Origin of the sequence: Paenibacillus sp. CCS19, assembly GCF_033239625.1 — a bacterium.
Taxonomy (GTDB): domain Bacteria; phylum Bacillota; class Bacilli; order Paenibacillales; family Paenibacillaceae; genus Paenibacillus_T.
On sequence record NZ_BTCK01000015.1, the window covers coordinates 21,897 to 38,327 of the forward strand.

A 16,431-nucleotide genomic window follows, 5' to 3' on the forward strand; every position below is an offset into this window, starting at 1 on the left:
GCGCAGCGCCGAAGCCGACACCGTGAACATCCAGCCCGCCGCCAGCAGCGACCACAACCAGCGACGTGTTCGGTAAGCGGGCAGTACTTCCTTCAACCTCGGCTTAGATGCCGCCCTACCCGTACCATTCACCTTCGCAGCACTTGCCGTCCGCGGAATACTGCTGCCGCTGCTCATCGCCGGCGCCTCCCGGCGACCGATGCCGGCATCGGCGTGCTGCGGATAATACGCTCCAGCACCGTCGCCGCCGTCTGTCCGGATGCCGCATAAGCCGGCTGAACCGTCAACCGATGCGCCAGCACCGGCTCCGCCGTTGCCAGCAGGTCGTCCGGCAGCAAGAACCGCCGCCCTTCCATATAGGCCGTCGCTTGCGCTGCCCGCAGCCAATCGCGCGATGCGCGCGGACTCGCGCCAGCCGCAAGCTCCGTCGCCTTCCGCGTCTCGCTCACAATCGCGACCGCATAGGGCAGCAGATCCGGGTGCACATGCACCGTCCTGCACTCGCGCTGCATTCTGCGCCACTCCTCCACCGCGACGACGGGCTTCAAGGACGCCGGATCGATCGATCGATTATCTGCCATTGCAGCTAATAAACGCACTTCATGCTCAACCGATGGGTAGCCGATCGACAGCCGCATCATGAACCGGTCCGTCTGTGCTTCCGGCAGCGCGAAGGTGCCCTCGTAATCCCAAGGGTTCTGCGTCGCAATAAGCATGAATGGATCCGGGAGCTTGCGGCTCTCTCCATCGGTCGTGACGCATCGTTCTTCCATCGCCTCGAGCAGGGCGGATTGCGTACGCGGCGGCGTCCGATTCAACTCATCGGCCAGCACGACATTCGCCATAATAGGCCCCGGCACGAATAGGAAGGAGCCGCTGCGTCCGTCCCATACCGAGCCGCCCGTTACATCGGCCGGCTGCATGTCCGCCGTCAATTGAATTCGCTTGAACTGACCGCCGATGACGGCGGCGAAGGCGCGGGCGAGCATCGTTTTGCCAACGCCTGGCACGTCCTCTAGCAATACATGCCCGCCTGCCAGAAACGCGGCCAGCACTTTCGTAATGACTTCTTCCTTGCCATACAGCACAGATCCGATCTTGCCCTTCATCCGCTCCAGCAGCAGCTCCGGCGGCTCATGCCACTCTCCTGTGCTGCTCCGCACTCCCTCATCCTCCGGCCAACGCTCATAGCTCGTCACGGTCGTCATCGCGATTTCCCTGCCTCCTGCCCTAAATCAAATCTCTTATCTAGCAGTGTCTCCGAAAATAGCATTTGTTAGACGCGTTTCTAGAGGTTGTTCAAAAAGTCCGCTTTTGTACTACTTTTTTGAATTCGCGTTTCTATGGATTTGATTCGAAACGATAGTTAAAGCTATAATGAATCTATACAATTTAGCATCTGGTACTAATGGTTGGTACTAATTCGAGGCATCACGGAGGGAAAACAATGAACGGATTCATGAATGGAAAAACCGTCGTCGTCATGGGCGTGGCGAACGAGCGGAGTTTGGCTTGGGGCATTGCGAAGTCGCTGCACAATGCGGGGGCGAAGAGTTGATTTTCACGTATCGGAAGGAGCGCTCGCTGGCTAAGCTTACAACGCTGCTGCAGGATGCAGCGATCGAGCCGCTCATGTGCGTATCGTGCGATGTGAACGATGATGCAAGCATCGAGGCTGCTTTTGACCAAATCAAGCATCAGACGGGCATTATTCACGGTCTCGTCCACTCGGTCGCTTTTGCAGAGAAGGATGAATTGAAGGGCGAATACGTCGATACTTCGCGCGAAGGATTCCTGTTGGCGCAGGATACGAGTGCTTACTCCCTTGTAGCTGTCGCTAGAGAAGCGAAGAAGCTGATGACGGAAGGGGGCAGCATCGTCACGCAATCCTATATTGGCGCGAATCGCGTCGTGAAGAACTACAACGTCATGGGCGTAGCCAAAGCATCGCTCGAAGCGAGCGTCAGATATCTAGCCGAGGATCTCGGCAAATACGGCATTCGCGTCAACGCGGTATCCGCAGGTCCGATTCGTACGCTGGCGGCCAAAGGCGTCTCCGGCTTCAATGACATAATGGCGACGATCGAGGAGCGCGCGCCACTGCGGCGCAATATCGACCAGGATGAAGTTGGCGATGCGACGTTATTCCTGCTGAGCAACATGTCGCGCGGCATTACCGGCGACGTGCTGCACGTCGATGCCGGCTATCATATCTTGGGTCTTTAACGAGGCGACAGCCAATCGTCAATCCCTCACGCCCACCCATCTATCCAATCGTTGCATCATGCTCCAGTCACACGAAGCATCGGCGGCGACATATAAGCGTGTCATGATCGCGCGACAGTTGCAGTTGAGCTTGTTGAAGCTCCATTGACACAATAACGGCCGCCCTCTCGGGCGGCCGTTTCTTCTAAGCGCTTAAGCTTAGCTCAACAAGCCTAGTCCTCATCCCAACCGTGAGAGCGTTTAGCCGCCGGACGCGGTTTGCCCGCTGATCCGCTTCGGCGCTCCTTGCTTCGCTGGTCGATCCGTTCCTTACGCGCTTGATGCGCAATCTCCTTGCCCGTCTTCACGTAATTGTTGTAGCGTCGGCGGTCGAGCTCGCCTGTGTCTAACGCTGCGAGTACAGCACAACCTTCCTCCCGCTCATGACGGCAATCTCGGAAGCGGCAGTTCGCGGCCAATGCCGTTATATCGCTGAAAGCTTCCTCATGCCCCTCGTCGGCATGCCACAGCTGCAGCTCGCGCATACCCGGCGTATCCATAAGCAGCGCGCCGCCTGCAATCGGGAACAGCTCGCGATGCGTCGTCGTATGCCTGCCCTTTGCATCGTCCTCGCGAATATCCTGAACACGCATGCGATCCGCTTCGGATAGCCAGTTGAGCAGCGTCGACTTGCCTGCGCCAGACGAACCGGCGACCGCAACCGTCATGCCTTGGCCAAGATAAGGGGTAAGCTGCTCCCTTCCTTCGCCTCGAGCGGCGCTGACGACTACCACGGGTACGCTTGATGGGATGAATGCACGCGTCTGCGCCGCCATTGCCTCCGAGTCTGGACACAGGTCCGCCTTCGTCAGCACAATAACCGGCTGTGCACCGCTGCCCATCGCAGCGGTCAGATACCGCTCGATGCGCCGCAGATTGAAATCTTGGTTTAGCGCGTTGACCAGCAGGATGAAATCGATGTTCGCACCGATGACCTGCTCCTCCTGCTGGCTGCCCGCCACCTTGCGGGATACAGCCGACTTGCGCGGGAGCAGCGCATGAATAACAACGCGTTCATCCCCTGGCGCAAGCTCCGCCATCACCCAATCGCCGACCGCGGGATAGTCGCCTTTGCCTGACGCCTCGTATTGATACCGTCCGGCGACCGTGCCAAGACGATCGCCTTCGCTCGTCATAACCCGATAGACGTGAGAGAACTGTGCGATAATTCGAGCCGGCGCAAGTGCTTTCGCCTGCTGCTGATCATTTGCTGTGGCATCCGCAGCTTTCTTCTCCCACTCTTCGTTCCAGCCGTATTCTTGCAATCGCAAGGTATTATAACCTTGAATAGATGGATTATGGTTCAAATGTTTAGCTCCTCTAATGAAATTCATTGTCGTTTAGTCATTTTTTAATAGATTGTGTCCGTATCGAATACGCTCGAAGGCCATTCTGCAGCACCTTCAGTACGCACATGCTCGCCATTGCACGCTGTTCAACAGAAACGCACCCGCTTGCCCGCTCCCCGCCATTACGTTGCATTCCGTACAACTGAAACAGACCTCTCCAGCGCAAAATAGATGTTTCGAGAACTCCACACGCTCACTCTGTTGTCTAAAATGCAGCCCGACTCTGCAGAATGAACGCATCATGCTCATTCTGTTGCATGGAGTGCAATGGCGAGGCAGCGAGTGGGAGTGTTTGTTCGGCGGACAACACGCTTCGATACGCATATGCTTCACTGCTCTGGCAGCATTCATGCCCTATGGGTAGGGTGCTGCGTACCACTGACGGGCGGTATGCTGTGCGCAGGCTGCAGCCATATCCGCCCCATAACAATAAACCTGCGCGGTCTCCCGGCAGGTTTCCATGCTCGCGCTGAAGTATAAACGCACAGTACTAGGGTGCGCTTATACTTCTAGGGCAAAGCAAAAAACCAGGGAGACCCATACCATGCGGTCTCTCCCGGTTCTGCTTGCAGACGCCGTGCACAATGCACGATGTCTGAGATATCACACCGATCGCCAACTAATGGCGATTAATGTGTTCAAGCGTCCGTAGAGACCGATGTCCATGTTGTTGTACCGTCATCATTATTGTTCTCATAGCACATCAGCCTCCTTGAAATTGGTATCACCAGTATATCCCTTAATCGTAAGTTTGTGCAACCTTATATTAGACCAAACGACAATTTGTTTACGCCGCAGCCGATGTTAATGCTGATGCATGGCTACTCTCCCCGAATACAATCTGCTCTCCGCTCTGTTTAGACTCGACAGGCTTGCCCTCAATCTGCAGCAGCACTTCACGCAGCGATGCGTACACTTTGTTCTGCTCTACAGTACCTGGCTGTCCCACGCCCGTTGCCAGATCGAATGAGCTTCCGTTAGCCAGCTCAACATGCACCTTCCGATCGACTTTGCTCCAGCTCAGCTTCCCGCCCATTCCTTCGATCATCTCGCGAAGGGGTACAAGCCAATCTCCGTCACTGCCTGTCCAATATGAACCTGGCTCGAAGAGGATGGTTCGATCTGCGACGTACACGACCAGTTCTTTGCCCTCTTGCGGTGCTGCAGCTGTTGGCTCCGATGCGATTGGTGCTGATGCACCATCTGCATGCATCTCCTGCCCACCAGAGAATACGAATGATGCTGCGCCCTGTGCGGCTTCCAGTCCCCGACGAACTACAGCTTCCTCCTTCGACGTCGCCTTTGGCCGACTCCATTTGAGCTTATCTGCAAGTCGGAACGTCACAGGCTTCACCGCCTCAGTCAGAGGCGCAAACGTATAGCCTTGCTCCTTGTAATAACGGATAATGTCCGGCAGCGCCTTTACGGACTCGCCGTGAATCGAGCTGTCATGCAGCAGTACAACCGTCTCATCCGACAGCTTCGAGCTGTGGATGTTCTTTATAATTTCAGCCGCTGGAACGCCTACTCGAACGGAGTCGCCGCTATCCACGTTCCAGTCGAACATCGTATAACCTGCCTGTTTCATCGCGTCGAAGTACGTTTGGTCAAAGTTGCCGAACGTGCCGCCTGGCGCACGCACCAGCTTCGTTCGAATGCCGGCCGCCGTCTGCAATGCATCCTCTGTCTTCACGATCTGTTCAGCAAATTCGCCAAAGCTATTATACAGCTCTTTATATTCATGATCATACGTATGATTGCCGACCGTATGTCCTTCTTCCACAATGCGTTTCAGCAGCTCCGGATGCTCATTCACCTGCTCCCCAAGCACGAAGAATGTCGCTTTAACGCCTTCCTTCTTGAGGATGTCGAGCACCTCCGGCGTCAGCTTGCTAGGACCATCGTCGAAGGTCAGATAGACGGTACGTCCTACCGGCTTATCCGATACTGTCTCACTACTATCGCTGGTGCTGTTACTATTGCTATCGCTAAGTCTGCTGGGACCCGTTCCGGCCTTTATAATAATCGGTTGATTGTCGTCCACGATTGCTGCTTGATGCTCTGTTGATCCGTTCGTCTTCGTCCACACCGTACCCGCCTGCACTTGTATATCGACAGCTTGTCCCGCTTCGACAGCTGCTTGTCTTCCCACAATAACAGCCTCCGGAGCTGGCGCGAGCCACGCCTGCTCATTCACGATTGCTTCCTCTGCCGCTTCCCCCTGGTCGACAAACCATCCGCTCCACGCTGCTGCACTGACAGCGAATGCTGCTGCAATTACGGCTCTTACGATTCGACGACGAATCATATCCGTCCACCTCGCTCAACGTTTCCGGCCTTCCCGGCCTGGTTGATAGATTATATGAGACGGAAGTCTAGCAAATGACTCGTATTCGAAAATAAGAGGAATCCTCTATTGCTCTCATCCCAAATGAGAGACTGTAACTTCAGGCACTTAGGCAGGGACTCCTGCAATAATGCAGGTATTCTAGCGAAGTATGATTAAAATGGCTGAATTGCTGCACATATGCAGTTATCGAGCCTCAGATTGCCGATTAAAACTAATTTCATTTTATTTCCTGCACTCTTGCCGTTTTCAGTTGCGCGAACTATCGAAGGCTTATATTTCCTTCGCTTTTGCATTTTTCGACTATTATCTTGATATGTGCATCTATAATTGCATGGAGCGCCGCGACAAGCTTTAACTCGAATGAAATTGTCAATCCATGAGACTATTTGCTCTCCGTCTGTAGGCGCTGATTCTCCAGTCCTCTTTGAATGCATTCGCCCTTTGCACGGATCTGATACTGCGAGCTAAGACTAAGCTATAAAAGCTGCATCCTCCCAAACAAAAAGCCGCCGTCCACGGGAGTCCCGCAGACGGCGGCTATCGGCTGCCAATCTAATGATCTATTTCTATTAAAACTCGAAGTCCTCGTCGCGCAGCGTCTCGACGTTAAGCGTACGGACATAGCCGTTGCCCTTCTTGGAGAAGAAGTCGTGCTGCTTCGTCCGCGTGCTGATGCCGTTGAAGACGATCGGGTTGATGTCCTCTTCTTCGAAGCGCGGATCGAGACCGAGATTCATAAGTGCTTTGTTGCAGTTATAGCGCACGTAAGCATGTACGTCGTCTGCCAATCCGACTTCCGTGTACAGCTCGTTCGTGTATGCTTCTTCGTTCGCATGCAGCTTGTCGATGAGCGTATTCAGCTCTTCGTTCGCCTCTTGACGCTCTTCTGGCGTCAGGCCGCGATATACCTCTTGCGCGAGTACGCCAACGTACAGGCCGTGGATGCTCTCGTCGCGCAGAATAAGGTCGATAATCTCGCCGCTGCTCGTCATCTTGCCTTGACCGGCAAGGAAGAGCGGATAGAAGAAGCCGCTGTAGAACAAGTAGCTCTCGAGCAGCACCGACGCGGACAGCGCCAGGTACAAGCTCTTAGGCGTTTTAATATTGTTATAGTAGACCGAGATCCACTCCGCTTTGTTCTGAAGCTTCGGATGGCTCTTCACCCATGCGAAGACGCCGTCGATCTCTTCCGTCGTTGCAAGCGTCGTGAAGATGCTGCTGTACGATTTGGCATGGATCTGCTCCATCATGCCCATGAACGACAATACAGCCTTGCGCTGCAGTCCGTCGACATGCTCAACGATCTTCGGAATGCCTACGCCGCCTTGAATCGTGTCGAGCAGCGTCAGGCCGCCTAGCACCTTCATGTACAACTCGCGCTGCTTCTCGCTCAGCTCGATCCACGACATTTTGTCATCCGACAGCGGGATCTCCTCGTCCGTCCAAAATTGCATAATGTTCTGGTTCCAGAACGTCAACGTAAAGTCGTCGTCCGGTCTGTTCCAGTTAACAGCTTCCAATGCCATCGCTCAACCGTTCCTCTCTCTATATGAAAAGAGCCACGCTAACGCCGTCATTAGACGGCGCAGCTGATGCACTCCTCAACGCTCAGTCTGTTCGTCCGCGTGTAGTAGAGCGACTTAAGGCCCTTCTTCGCGGCATAAATATAGTAGCGCGACAGCTCACGTGTCGTAACGTCGCTATTAACATGCAGCACCGTCGAAATACCTTGGTCGATATGCTGCGAGATTTCGGCGATCATATCGATGACCTTCAGTTGGTCCATCTGATACGCCGACTTGTAGAAGAAGTAGTTATCCTGTGCCAGGTACGGCATCGGATAATACGTCGTCGAGTTCGCATACGTGCGCGTCTCGATATGTTCAACGACCGGCATAACGCTCGAAGTCGCATTTTGCACATAGGAGATGCTTTGCGTTGGCGCGATTGCCAGACGGTAAGCATGGTAAACGCCGTGCTTCATCACAAGCGCCTTCAGCTGTGCCCAGTCCTCAGGAGATGGAATGTGCATTTCGCCGAACAACTTGCTCGCGCGTTCTGTCTGCGGACGGTAGTCCGTCTCCAGGTAACGGTCGAAGTAGTTGCCGTTCGCATATTCGGATTGCTCGAAACCATGGAAGGTCACCCCGCGGTCGCGGGCGATCATCATGCTCTTCTCGAGCGAATAGTAGTTCATCATCATGAAGAACGTGCGTGCGAAGTCGCGCGCTTCTTCGCTCTCATAAGCGATTTTGTTCTTCGCGAGGTAGCCGTTCAGATTCATAGCGCCGAGGCCGACCGAGTGAAGCTCTTCGTTCGCCTTGCGTACGCCTGGTGCATTCGCGATCTTCGCCATGTCGCTGACGGACGTAAGTCCTTCGATGCCCTCGTGGACGGACTCTTTGATTTTGCCAAGATCCATGACGTTCACGATGTTAAGCGATGCAAGGTTGCAGCTAATATCGCGGCGGATGATGTCTTCTTGACCGTAATCGTTGATTTCGGACGTCTCCTGCAGCTGGAAAATCTCCGTGCACAGGTTCGACATTTTAATAGGACCGATTCCCTTGAGCGCATGATCGCGGTTAGCGTTCGTGCGGTTCATAATATATGGATAGCCCGATTCGAGCTGAATCATCGCAATCTTCACAAGCATGTCGCGCGCGCTCATAACCGTCTTCTTCTTCACGCGGTCGTCTGCGAGCAGCGTGTCGTACATTTCGTCGAGGTCCATGTCGTCCATATGAACGCCATATGCCTTATGCACCGAATGCGGTCCGAATACGATAAGCGGCTTGTTCTGTGCTGCCAGCTCGTAGAACTTGTTCGGTACGATCAGACCGATCGACAACGTCTTCAGGCGTGTCTTCTCGTCTGCGTTGATCTTCTTGCTGTCCAGGAACTCCATTACGTCCCAGCCGAAAATGTTGTAGTAGCCCGCTCCCGAGCCTTTGCGCTGACCCATCTGGTCCGCATAGGAGAACGCATCCTCCATCAGCTTCAGTACCGGCATAATGCCCTTCGCTGCGCCTTCAACGCCTTTGATAGCCTCGCCGCGTCCACGAAGCTTGGACAAGTTAACCGCTACGCCGCCGCCGATCTTGGACAGCTGCATGCAAGTGCCAAGCACATAGTTGATCGAGTTGAGCGAGTCATCCATCTCGAGCAGGAAGCACGATACCATCTCGCCGCGGCGGCTCTTGCCCGCATTGAGGAACGTTGGCGTTGCCGGTTGGAAACGCTGCTCCATCATCGCGCCAGCTAAGCGCATCGCTTTGTCGAAGTCGCCTTCGCCCAGATGCAAGGCTACCGTTGCTACACGGTCTGGATACTGCTCCATGTATTGCGAGCGATCATCGCTCTTCATCGCGTAGTCCGTGTAGAACTTCGATGCCGCCATGTACGAAGCGAATTGGAAGTTGAAGCCGTGCGTCTTGGTGAAGATCGCTTCAACCTGCTCCTTCGTGTACTGTTTATATACATCTTCGTAGAAGTCGTTATCAATCATATATTGGACTTGCTCGGTGTAGCTATTGAAGCGCATGCTCTTCGCAGCCACTTCCTCCATGAACGCCGCCACCGCTTCTTGATCCTTCTCCAGACGGAAGAATCCATCCTCATTACGCTGCATCAGCTCGTTATTAAGCTCAATATGCCGCAAGTTTATTCACTCCCTGCCGAAATTGATCGACGTCGCGTCCTGTACCCGACAGCTCGAATTTATGAATGACCGGAACATTGTATCGTTTCGAAATATCATCAGCGCTTCTGGCGAACGACTCTCCCCAGTTGCGGTTGCCGCTTGCCGACACACCCTTCAGCTGCGACTTGTTGCGGCGCAGAAATTTCTCGACTCGTTCCGGCACTTGTCCGAATCCAGTCGTGAACGTTACGAGTACGAATGGCTCGTCCACCATCATGTCACCTGCTTCTCCGTCGTCAAGCGAGACCGACTTCATATTCAGTTTTTCGACAAAGCGGCGGACGTTCCCCGTCCTCGAATCATACACAACCAGCATGTTATTATACCCTCCATATGTAGCAGCCTCTCTTGGCTACCAACTCTATTAAAATCAATATGTAGGTTGACTGAGACAATAATATATCTATATATTGTGCGTGTCAATGGTTCGAAGCCCGCATTTGGCAACAAAAAGTGCTTGACAATCGGAGAGCCCAATAGGGACAAGGCTTTACGGTTTTGTCTGACTTTTCTGTATCCAAAGGAGGGGGTATGACGGAGTTTGTCGATTCATCGGGAGGGCTATAGAAGTGAAAAACGAGGGTGTTTTTCATAAATGTGGGAATAAATTTGCAATGAAAAACAGTCTGTTTTTCATCAATAACAGCACCTACACAGCTTAATAAAATAACAAAGCGGCCTCCCGGCAACAGGAGACCGCCCATGTATCTCAATCTATTCCTTCTATATAGTACGCTTTCATTATTACAGCCTCATGCTGTTTAAGTCTGTATGAGTCCATTGGCAGCCTCTGCCGCTCGATAGTAAGATGCTTTGGGTTGATGAAGCTCGTCGAATAAAAATAGCCAGTTCCTGCGACCTTGGACCGAAAAAAAATCACTGAGCTACGTATAGTCGTCAGCAGCCCCCAGAACGTCATTCCCGTCAATATATTGTGGTACTCACGAAATAAACGGAATATCGCCTCTTACCGCTCGGCCTGCCTCTCCAACATCTCTGCTGTGGGCGCCGACAGATCGGTTCGACAATCCTCCCTAAGCTGCTCGGCTCATTACATGCACGACTGAAGCAAGCGCCGCATACGAATGCTCCTACAGCGAATGCAATGACCCGCTGTAGGCGACGCTATATTCAGTCATGCGCAAGATGCTGTCTAGTCAGCAAGAACAGCTGCTCGATATGCGTATCATCTAAGGAGTAGTAGACCATCTTGCCTTCCTTGCGACGTTTCACGATACGTAGATTGCGCAAATAACGCAGCTGGTGCGAGACAGCCGACTGCCCCATGCCAAGCGCTTCGGTCAGATCATGCACGCACAGCTCCTGTATGGATAGCGCATGAATCATTCGAATTCGTGTGGGATCGCCAAGCGCCTTGAACAGTTCAGCCATCGCTGATGCTGCTCCGTCCTCCAGCAGCTCGTTTCTGACCCGTTCCGCCGTTTCGGGTCCTGCGCCCTCGCATATCGGCTCGCATTTGTCCAACGTGTCCATCGTAATGTCACCACCTGCTCCCTATTATACATGTAAATACGTATGCGTTGTCATGCTGCTTGTTTCGCTATCTTAGGCTTGCGAATAACTTCTTCCACTGGTATGATGAGGTTAATTAATATATGAGCAAGTATTCATATGTTCATTTTGGAGGGCGATGCACATGACCAGCCGTGAGAACGATGCTCGGCATAATCATACCGAGCACACGAATAGTACACCCGATCAAACTCAGCATGACCATCACAGCGAAGATCATACACATGAAAGCTGCGGTCAGCATCAGCATGATGAGGCACCTACGCAGGCTCAAGCTCATATTCACAGCGATTCATGCTCCCATTCTACAGGGCACAAGCATGCTCATTCGCATCAGGGGCGCAACCATCACGGCCATTCGCACAATCATCACGGGCACAGCCACCACGGACATTCGCACCATGGGCATGTTCATGGCGGCTCGGGCAATCGGCAAGGACTTGCGATTGCGCTTTGCATTACCGGCGGCATCATGGTGCTCGAATTCGTCGGCGGCTTGCTGACGAATTCGCTCGCTCTGCTCAGCGACTCCGGTCATATGTTGAGCGATACAGCTGCGATCGCGCTCAGCCTGCTCGCTTTCTGGTTCGCCGCGAAGCCGGCAACTGCAGCGAATACGTACGGCTACCACCGCTTCGAAATTTTAGCTGCTTTGTTCAACGCGCTGACGTTGTTCGTCATTGCCGGTATGATTGCCGTTGAGGCCTACCACCGCCTGAGTGAGCCGCCGGACGTAGCCGGCTTGCCGATGATGGCTATTGCCGCTGTCGGTCTGTTGGCCAACCTGATTAGCGCGTGGGCGCTTATGCGCAAAGGCGATGTCGAGCACAACTTGAACGTTCGATCCGCTTATTTGCACATTCTCGGCGATGCGCTTGGCTCTGTCGGCGCTATCGTCGCAGCGCTGCTCGTAGCGTTGTTCGGCTGGAATTGGGCCGACCCGATCGTCAGCGTCCTTGTTGCGCTGCTTATTCTGCGCAGCGCATGGGGCATTCTGAAATCGGTCATTCACATCCTAATGGAAGGTACGCCTGAAGGCATCGACTCGGAAGAAGTCCGCCAAGCGCTGCTAGGTGTACCCGGCGTGCGGGACATTCACGATCTGCACATCTGGACGATCACATCCGGACTTCCTGCGATTAGCGGCCATCTGCTCGTGCAGGAGCATATCGATTGCCAACACGTTCTGCGTGAGGCGCTTGCCAAGCTCGAGTCGCAATTCGGACTGACGCATGCGACCTTGCAGATTGAGAAGTCAGACGGGATGCATTCACCGCTTAGCGTATAGGGGCTCCTGCCCCTTTAGACCCCGTTGTTTCATTTCGAATGAATTTTTTCAAACTGTCTAAACCAGATTTCCTACCCACCCAAACCCTCCCTGCAAGGGAGGGCCCCAAAGGGCCTGTGCCCTCTGGACTCCTCACAAGGACGGTATCTTGGTTGAATGGATCGCACGCCCGCTCTTGCCGCATCCGCGGCAAAGCTAATGGTTCGTGGTATCTGGACACGGTCAGTCGGCCGCATACTTATTTCGCACATATTCATCTGTCACCGCCCATTAATGCTACTCCGATGGCAGCCCCTCATGGGATAAGATTTTCTACCCACCCAAACCCTCCCTGCAAGGGAGGCCCCAAAGGGCGTGTGCCCTCTGGACTCCTCACAAGGACGGTATCTTGGTTGAATGGATTGCACGCCCGCTCTTGCCGCATCCGCGGCAAAGCTAATGGTTCGTGGTATCTAGGAACGTTCAATCGACCGCATACTTGTTTCGCGCATGTTCATCTGTCACCGCCCACTGATGCTACTCCGATGGCAGCCCCACCCTGGGACCCCATAATGGGATGGTGACGATACTGATGCGTAGATGAGATACATCGTGCTGGGAGTCGCGTGCCTCTGTTTAGCACGGCTTTTGTTCGAATGAGTTTTACCTGTGCCCTGCTGTAACGAATCTCAACAACACTATATGTGATTAAATCGCCTTGTTTGAGCGGTAACGAACTCAATGATCGCTATTGGGCCGACTTTTGTGCTTTTATATAGTAAATTCATCAAATAAGAGTTTCTGAGTTCTTTAGAATCCTCGGGTGTTGATCAGACGCAAATAGCGCCTTCCCAGTTCGTTATGTGCGTTCACCGTACATCGTACTGGGAGTCGCGTGCCTTCGGGCCATAGCTTTTGTTCGAGGAACACTACAAAATCGAAAGTTAATGCAAAAGTTCGAGCGAAAATCATTCGATTACTATAATGAAACAAAACGAAAAGCTGCCCCCGTCCACTGTCGCATACAGTGAGCTGGAGGCAGCTTTTGTTGAGCTGGCTGAAAAGCATTATTTCGTTTCCGCCTTCGCCTTTGATTTCGACTTCGGCTTGGATGCGGCCTCGATAGCGGCGAGGACCGTGTCAACGTGGCCCTTGACCTTAATGTTGCGCCACTCCTCGACGAGCACGCCCTTCTCATTAATGAGGAAAGTCGACCGCACGATGCCCATATAGTCGCGGCCGTACAGCTTCTTCATCTGCCAGACGCCGAACTGCTCGCACACTTGATGCTCCGGGTCAGCGAGCAGCACGTACGGGAGATCATACTTGGCTATAAAACGTTCATGCCGCGCCACATCGTCGGTGCTGATGCCGATAATAACCGTGTTATGCGCGCCGAGCTTCTCGCTCGCGTCACGGAAATCGCAGGCCTCCTGCGTGCACGCCGTCGTCATATCCTTCGGATAGAAGAAGATGATGACCTTCTTGCCTATATAATCGCTCAGCGAGATGGATCCCCCGCCAGAGCCCTCTAATGTAAAATTCGATACTTTGCGCCCTAACTCAACCGGTTTAAGCTTCTTCCCCATTGTCATCCCCACCTTGTGTCCATCCATCGAATCATTCCCTCATTATACATGATGGACGGCAAGGATACGAAATGTCTCACCAGCTGCCGTTACCAACATCCTCTGCCTTCTAATGAGGAGACGCAGCTGTCGGCTGTTCTTTCACTTCTTCATGCTTGCCAGGCCAGAACGCGGCACGGCCCAGCAGTGCCGTTATTGCAGGCACGAGGAACGGACGAACGATGAACGTATCGAGCAGCACGCCGACGGCCGTTACGATACCGAAGTGAACGAGCACTTGAATCGGGAGCGACGCCAGTACCGCGAACGTGCCTGCCAGAATGATGCCAGCCGACGTAATGACGGAGCCGGTCTCACTGACGCCTTCGCTGATCGCCTGCTTAAGCGGCATTCTTTTTCTTTTGTCCCAGATGCTCGAGATCATGAAGATGTTATAGTCCTCGCCAAGCGCAACCAGGAAAACGAACGCATACAGCGGGATGGAACCCGAGATTGCATCAGCTCCGAGCACGTAGTGGATAATGATCCAACCTAAGCCCAGCGCGGCAAAATAGGACAAAATAACGGTGCCGATCAAATACGCCGTCGCCACGACCGAGCGCAGGTAAACGAGCAGCAGCAGCGTTATGAGACCGATAACGATCGGGATAATGACCCGCGTATCGCGGTCACCCGTTTCCTTGGTGTCATACTGCTCCGCCGTCTGACCGCCGATCCATACCCGATCCTCCGCAGCAGCGCCGCTGCTGGATGCAGTCAATGCAGCGGCCGCTTCATCGTGCAGCGTAGGAATAAGCGCCATCGCTTCGAGCGAATAAGGGTTCATCGTAAGGTTGACGTCCATCGCGGCGATTTGATTATTCACTTGTCCTTGCTCCGGTTCAGACACGCTCGCTACATAAGGAAGATTCGAGAGACGGTCGGTTACCGCCTTTACATCGCCGCCTTCTGTATCGACGATGACGCGAACCGGTGCGAGACTGCCCTCGGAGAACTGCTCGCCGATGACCGTGAACCCTTCACGCGATTCCATATCCTCTGGGAAGGAAGACAGAATATCGAACGTTACTTTCATTTGCGAAGAGAAGCCTGCCAGCACGCCGAGCAAGATGACCGTCGAGAGTACGACAGCCCACGGACGACGGACGACAATGCGGCCAATTCGGCCAGCTCGTGAAGCCTTCTTGCTAGGTACCGGTTTGCCTTTCTTGCGTGCACGCTCTGCGATCATCTCAGGCGTGCGCGGTACGAATGGATAGAATGAAGCGCGCCCAATAATGGCGAGCAGCGCAGGTACAAGCGTCAGACTGGCGATCGCCATAATGAGAATCGACAGACTGAACGGAACCGCGAAACGGTGATACGCGCCGTATTGCGCGAACAGCAGCGCAGACAGCGACAGCACGACCGTCAGACCGCTCATCGCAATCGCGCCTGCCGAGCCGGTCAACGCCTTCATCAGCGCCTCCCGCTTGTTCGCCACTTCGCCTAGATGGTGACGGAACTGCGAGATCAGGAACAGGCAGTAGTCCGTCCCTGCGCCGAACAGCAGCACCGTCATAATGGAGATGCCTTGCGAATCGACTTCAATCCATCCCTCACGCGCCATCGCGCCAAGGATCGGTCCAACGACCATATACGCGAATCCAACGGCAATGAGCGGAATGAACGCCAGTACGGGCGAACGGTAGATGAGCAGCAGGATGATAAGGACAAGCAGAACCGTCGCGATCAGAAGCGATACGTCTGCATTTTGGAACAAACCGGTTGCATCGACTTGAATGCCGACAGGACCTGTAATGCGGGCGCTTAGCCCTTCCGCCGCATCCGTCGACGTGCCAAACGGATCGCCGCCCAGCGTCGCCGCTGCATCCTTACGCAGCTGATCGAGACTTTCCTTCACCGTCTCCGTCTCAGCGCCTGTTGCAAATAAGACCGGCGTTACGATCGTGCTGCCGTCCTCGGACAGTTCTGCTTGCAGCGCGGGCATCGGCAGTTTATGAAGCGGCGGCACGCCGACCTGCTCCGGCAGCGGAGCTGTCTCCCATTGTGCCGTCAGCTTCTGCAGATTGGCCAGATCGTCTGCGGTCAACCCGCCTTCGCGGTGCAGCACGAGCAGCGCGGGCGTCCCGCTGTCGCTTGGGAATTCGCGTGCATCGACCGCCGCAGCCTGCTCGGACGGCTTCGAATCGCTAAGGTTTGCTGCATTATTGACTTCCTCATCCCCTACCGCCGGCAGCGTGACCGTTAATACAACAGCCAGCACCAGCCAGATCAGCAATGTGATCCAGCGGCCTCTTCGCCCCGTCACCGAGGAGTGGAATCGTTCAACCATAGGCATCTTGCATCCTCCGTTCTTTCTTTCATGCTATAAT

At 54.1% G+C, this 16,431-nt stretch carries 10 protein-coding genes and 1 pseudogene; 2 read left to right on the forward strand and 9 right to left on the reverse strand.

Features of this window, described 5'->3' with window-relative positions; translation table 11 throughout:
* Positions 1–173: 173 nt before the first annotated feature.
* The gene (locus tag SBI19_RS12455) at positions 174–1,208 is read right to left on the reverse strand and encodes an AAA family ATPase (protein WP_317968537.1); all 1,035 of its coding nucleotides are present in this window, start codon (positions 1,206–1,208) and stop codon (positions 174–176) included.
* A 239-nt stretch (positions 1,209–1,447) separates the two neighbouring features.
* Between SBI19_RS12455 and fabI the strand changes: the two are divergent.
* Positions 1,448–2,226 (forward strand): annotated as a pseudogene (gene fabI, locus SBI19_RS12460) (enoyl-ACP reductase FabI).
* 212 nt (positions 2,227–2,438) lie between these two features.
* Here the strand turns inward: fabI and rsgA are convergent.
* The 6 genes from rsgA to SBI19_RS12490 form a co-directional block, all read right to left on the reverse strand.
* Positions 2,439–3,536 (reverse strand): ribosome small subunit-dependent GTPase A, encoded by a 1,098-nt coding sequence (rsgA, locus tag SBI19_RS12465; protein WP_483312284.1) that lies wholly within the window; start codon positions 3,534–3,536, stop codon positions 2,439–2,441.
* An 865-nt stretch (positions 3,537–4,401) separates the two neighbouring features.
* On the reverse strand, positions 4,402–5,922 hold the full coding sequence (locus tag SBI19_RS12470; protein WP_317968541.1) for a polysaccharide deacetylase family protein: 1,521 nt from the start codon (positions 5,920–5,922) through the stop codon (positions 4,402–4,404).
* A 611-nt stretch (positions 5,923–6,533) separates the two neighbouring features.
* Positions 6,534–7,484, reverse strand: a complete 951-nt coding sequence (gene nrdF, locus SBI19_RS12475; protein ID WP_317968704.1) for a class 1b ribonucleoside-diphosphate reductase subunit beta — start codon at positions 7,482–7,484, stop codon at positions 6,534–6,536.
* 56 nt (positions 7,485–7,540) lie between these two features.
* Positions 7,541–9,625 carry a class 1b ribonucleoside-diphosphate reductase subunit alpha gene (gene nrdE, locus SBI19_RS12480; protein WP_317968543.1) on the reverse strand — a complete coding sequence of 695 codons (2,085 nt, stop codon included), beginning with the start codon at positions 9,623–9,625 and terminating at the stop codon, positions 7,541–7,543.
* Complete coding sequence (nrdI, locus tag SBI19_RS12485; protein WP_317968545.1) at positions 9,612–9,983, reverse strand: class Ib ribonucleoside-diphosphate reductase assembly flavoprotein NrdI; 372 nt, start codon at positions 9,981–9,983, stop codon at positions 9,612–9,614. Before nrdI ends, nrdE begins: the two co-directional genes overlap by 14 nt.
* 815 nt (positions 9,984–10,798) lie before the next feature.
* Positions 10,799–11,161, reverse strand: coding sequence for an ArsR/SmtB family transcription factor (locus SBI19_RS12490; protein WP_317968547.1), 363 nt, complete (start codon positions 11,159–11,161; stop codon positions 10,799–10,801).
* Between the two features lie 163 nt (positions 11,162–11,324).
* Here SBI19_RS12490 and SBI19_RS12495 point away from each other — a divergent pair, with 163 nt between their 5' ends.
* Positions 11,325–12,488 carry a cation diffusion facilitator family transporter gene (locus SBI19_RS12495; RefSeq protein WP_317968549.1) on the forward strand — a complete coding sequence of 388 codons (1,164 nt, stop codon included), beginning with the start codon at positions 11,325–11,327 and terminating at the stop codon, positions 12,486–12,488.
* Between the two features lie 1,046 nt (positions 12,489–13,534).
* Here SBI19_RS12495 and bcp read toward each other — a convergent pair.
* Positions 13,535–14,056 (reverse strand): thioredoxin-dependent thiol peroxidase, encoded by a 522-nt coding sequence (bcp, locus tag SBI19_RS12500; RefSeq protein WP_317968551.1) that lies wholly within the window; start codon positions 14,054–14,056, stop codon positions 13,535–13,537.
* Positions 14,057–14,165: 109 nt separating this feature from the next.
* Entirely contained in the window at positions 14,166–16,391 is a 2,226-nt protein-coding gene (locus tag SBI19_RS12505; protein WP_483312285.1) for an MMPL family transporter, read from the reverse strand.
* Positions 16,392–16,431: the final 40 nt, after the last annotated feature.